1 protein-coding gene and 1 pseudogene are annotated in these 3,657 nt (G+C 75.4%); both read left to right on the top strand.

The genetic code is table 11. The annotated features are described in order from the left end of the window. Positions 1-3,030, top strand: a 3,030-nt coding sequence (locus ND747_RS15820) for an SDR family NAD(P)-dependent oxidoreductase (protein ID WP_251734386.1), incomplete at its 5' end; no start/stop codon positions are given. Further along, a pseudogene (locus ND747_RS15815) lies at positions 3,027-3,657 on the top strand (hypothetical protein); the annotation flags it as partial. The gene ND747_RS15820 and the pseudogene ND747_RS15815, both read left to right, overlap by 4 nt.

The raw sequence follows: 3,657 nt of genomic DNA, 5'->3' as shown, positions 1-3,657 counted from the left end.
CCGCAGGCTCCGACGGTGGGTCCGGAGCAGCTCGCGGAGTTGCGCACCCTCGACCAGATCACCGAGTTCGTCACCGCGGCTCTCCCGGCTGTCGGTGCCGCTGTCGGTGCCGCTGTCGGTGCCTCGGGCCCGTCTGCTGCCGTCGCCGGATCCGGCGCGTCGTTCGATGCGGACGCGGTGCGTGCCGCGTTGGTCGAGGTGGTGGCCGAGAAGACCGGTTACGCCGCCGACATGATCGACACTGGTATGGATCTCGAGGCTGATCTGGGTGTGGACTCGATCAAGCGGGTGCAGGTGCTGGGGGCGCTGCGTGAGCGGTTCCCGCAGGCTCCGACGGTGGGTCCGGAGCAGCTCGCGGAGTTGCGCACCCTCGACCAGATCACCGAGTTCGTCACCGCATCGGCACCACCCGTAGGAGCGACGACTGCCGGCCAGGTCGGCGTGGAGGCAGGTGGTGTCGACCCAAAAGCCGGTAAGCCGGGCCCGGCGCCTCGCCGCGTCGTCCGGCTGGTAACCCTGCCCGCCGTCGACCGGCTCGAGCGCCCCTACGCCGAGTCCCCGGTCGCCGTCGTCACCCACTGGGCCGGCCCGGACACCGCGCCGCTGGTCGCCGACCTGCGCGCCCGCGGCTGGACGGTGCGCGAGCTCGACCTCGACGCCGCCGGCCACGGTGCTGCTGCCCATCAGGGCGAGGCGACCGGCCGGGTGCGGGCCGTCGACCAGGCGCTGACCGAGGTGTTCGACGGGCGGGTGGACCTGAGTCTGACCGTGCTCACCCCCGGGGATGGCTGGGAACCGACGGTCGACCGGCTCGCCGAGACCATCCAGATCGCGCGGCGTGCCCATGCTCCGCTGACCGCCACCGCCGCCGGCGGCACCCGCGCCGCGTTCGTCACGCTGACCCGTCTCGACGGCGGGCTTGGCCATCACGGCCCGGCGGGGCCGGTGTCCTCGCTGCTCGGCGGCGTAGGCGGGGTGGTCAAGACGCTCGACGCCGAGGCACCGACGGTGTTCTGCCGGGCCCTCGACGCCTCCCCGGACCTGGCCACCGACACGCTCGCCGCACTGCTGGACGCCGAACTGCACGACGCCGCCCGCGACACCCCCGAGGTGGGCCTGGCCGGCGACCCGGTGGTCCGCCAGACGATCGTGCCCGGCCTGTTCGACCCGCGCGCCGGGGTCCGCCCCGACCCGTCCGCCGGCACCGACCCGTCCGCCGGAAGTGGGGCCGAGGGCGGGGCGGAGCTGACGGTCGGCGCGGACGACGTGATCGTCGTCTCCGGCGGTGCGCGGGGGGTGACCGCACTGTGCGTGCGGGCGCTCGCCGAGCAGGTGCCGGCTCGGTTCGTCCTGCTCGGACGGTCGCCGCTGACCGACGAACCCGACTGGGCGGCCGGCGTTGCCGACGCCGATCTCAAGCCCGCCGTCATCGCCCAGCTACGTGCCGAGGGCACCCGGCCGACGCCCCGCGACGTCGAGCGGATCTACCAGGGACTGCTCGCGGGCCGGGAGATCAGGGCAACGCTGGCCGCGGTCACGTCCAGCGGGGCGCGGGCCGAGTACGTCGCCGTCGACGTCACCGACGCGAGCTCCGTGCGCACCGCCCTGGACGGGGTGCGCGGGCAGGTCACCGGCATCGTGCACGGCGCCGGGGTGCTCGCCGACGCCCGCCTCGTCGACAAGACCCCCGCCGACGTCGCCCGGGTGTTCGCGCCGAAACTGGCCGGCCTGCGGGCGCTGCTCGACGGGCTCGACGGCGCACCGCTGCGTCATCTGGTGCTGTTCACCTCGGTCGCGGGACTGTTCGGCAACCCGGGGCAGGCCGACTACGCGGCGGCGAACGAGGCGCTGTGCCGGCTCGCCGCCGCGCACCGTCACGCCCATCCCGACACCCACGTCGTCGCGATCGACTGGGGCGCCTGGGACGGCGGGATGGTGACCCCCGGCCTGCGTGACCTGTTCGCCGCCCGCGGGGTGGAACTGCTCGCTCCGGACGCCGGCGCCGGCGCCTTCGTCGAGGCCTTTCGCGCCGACCGGGCGGGGGAGGTGTGCGTGCTCGTCGGTCCGGACCGGGCCCTGGCCGAAACCGCGGCCGACGGCGGCACTACCCTGGCGGCCCGGCGCACCCTCGCCGGGATCGAGACCCACCCGGTCATCGCCGCCCATCGGGTCGGCGTGCACCGGGTCCTGCCGGCCACCTTCGGCCTCGGCTGGATGATCAACCTGGCCGAGCGGACCCATCCCGGGCGCCGGGTCGTCGAGGTGCACGGGTTCACCGTCCACAAGGGCATCGTCTTCGACGGTTCCGCTCCCGACACCGCCCAGGTGATCCTCGAACCCGCCGGCACCGACACGGACGGCCGTCTGGTCCTGCGCGCCGCCGTGCGCGGCGATCGCCCCGGACGCCTGCCCGTCCCGCACTACGCCGCCACCCTCCTGCTCGCCGCCTCGGACAGCCCTGCCAGCCCGGACAGCTCAGGTGGCATCCCCGATCCCGCCGCTGGCCGGCCGGGGTACGCGCTCGGCACCGGACCGCTGGACGGCCTCGACATCTACACCGAGGGCACCCAGTTCCACGGCCCACGGCTGCAGGGGATGCGCCGGGTGCTCGAACGCGGTCCCGGCCGGCTGGTGCTCGAGTGCACCCTCGCCGACGACCGCGACCTGCACGCCGCCTACGGCGGTGCGCTGCACAGCCCGGTGCTCGCCGACGTCCTGCTGCAGGGCCCGCCGGTGCTCGGGAAGGCCCTGCTCGGCCAGGCCTGCCTGCCCCTGGGCATCGGCCGCGCCGAGTACCTGCGCCCGCTGCCGGACGCGGCGCCGTTCGTCCTGGTCCTGGACCAGGCCCGCGTGGACGACGGCGGCGGCACGGCCACCGTCACCGCGACCGCGCACGCCCCCGACGGCACCGTGCTCGCCCGGTTCCGCGACGTCACCGTCGCCGCGACACCCGGGATGGCCGCCAAGTTCACCGAGGCCGTCCGGTCCTGGACCGACACCCCGACCGAGAACGAGGACGATCTTCGATGACCGTCATTGACCAGTCCGTGGCCGGGTCCGTGGCCGGTACGGAGGAGGACCTCGGCTTCGAGGGCGAGCCCTTCGACCCCACCTCCCTCACCGGACCCGTGGCCGCCCCCGTCAGCGCCGTCCCGGCGGCCACCGACACTCCTGCGCCCACCGGCACTCCTGCGCCCACCGGCACCCCTGCGGTCGCCATCCTCCCTACCGTTCCCGCGGCCGTACCGGCCGGCGCCGGTGCGGCCAACGTCGCGGACCTGATCCGACTGCTGCGGACCACCACGATGGCCGCGCATGCCAGTGCCCTGCGGGCCCAGAGCGGCCTGCAGCGCCGGGCACTCGCGCAGCTTGGTCTCGTTCCCTCGGCCACACCGGCCGGCCTGCCGGTGGCCCCGGGAGCGCCGACCGGGGGAGCCCTGACCCGGGGAACGCAGGCTGCGGTGGCGCTGCCGCCCGGGCCGGTGCGGGCGCGGGTGACCAGCGAGGCGTCGTTCAAGCCGCTGGCCCGCACCGCCGTCGCCGCGCTGGACGGCGCCGACCTGGCCCGGCTCGCCCGCGCCGAGATCGCCGCGGTGTTCGGCCCGGCCTACGACCAGGAGGGCCTCGACGCCGCGGTCCACCTCACCGTGGGTGCCC

This window comes from Frankia sp. R82, from assembly GCF_023716925.1.
Taxonomy (GTDB): domain Bacteria; phylum Actinomycetota; class Actinomycetes; order Frankiales; family Frankiaceae; genus Frankia.
This window is presented reverse-complemented; position numbering and strand designations above follow the sequence as displayed.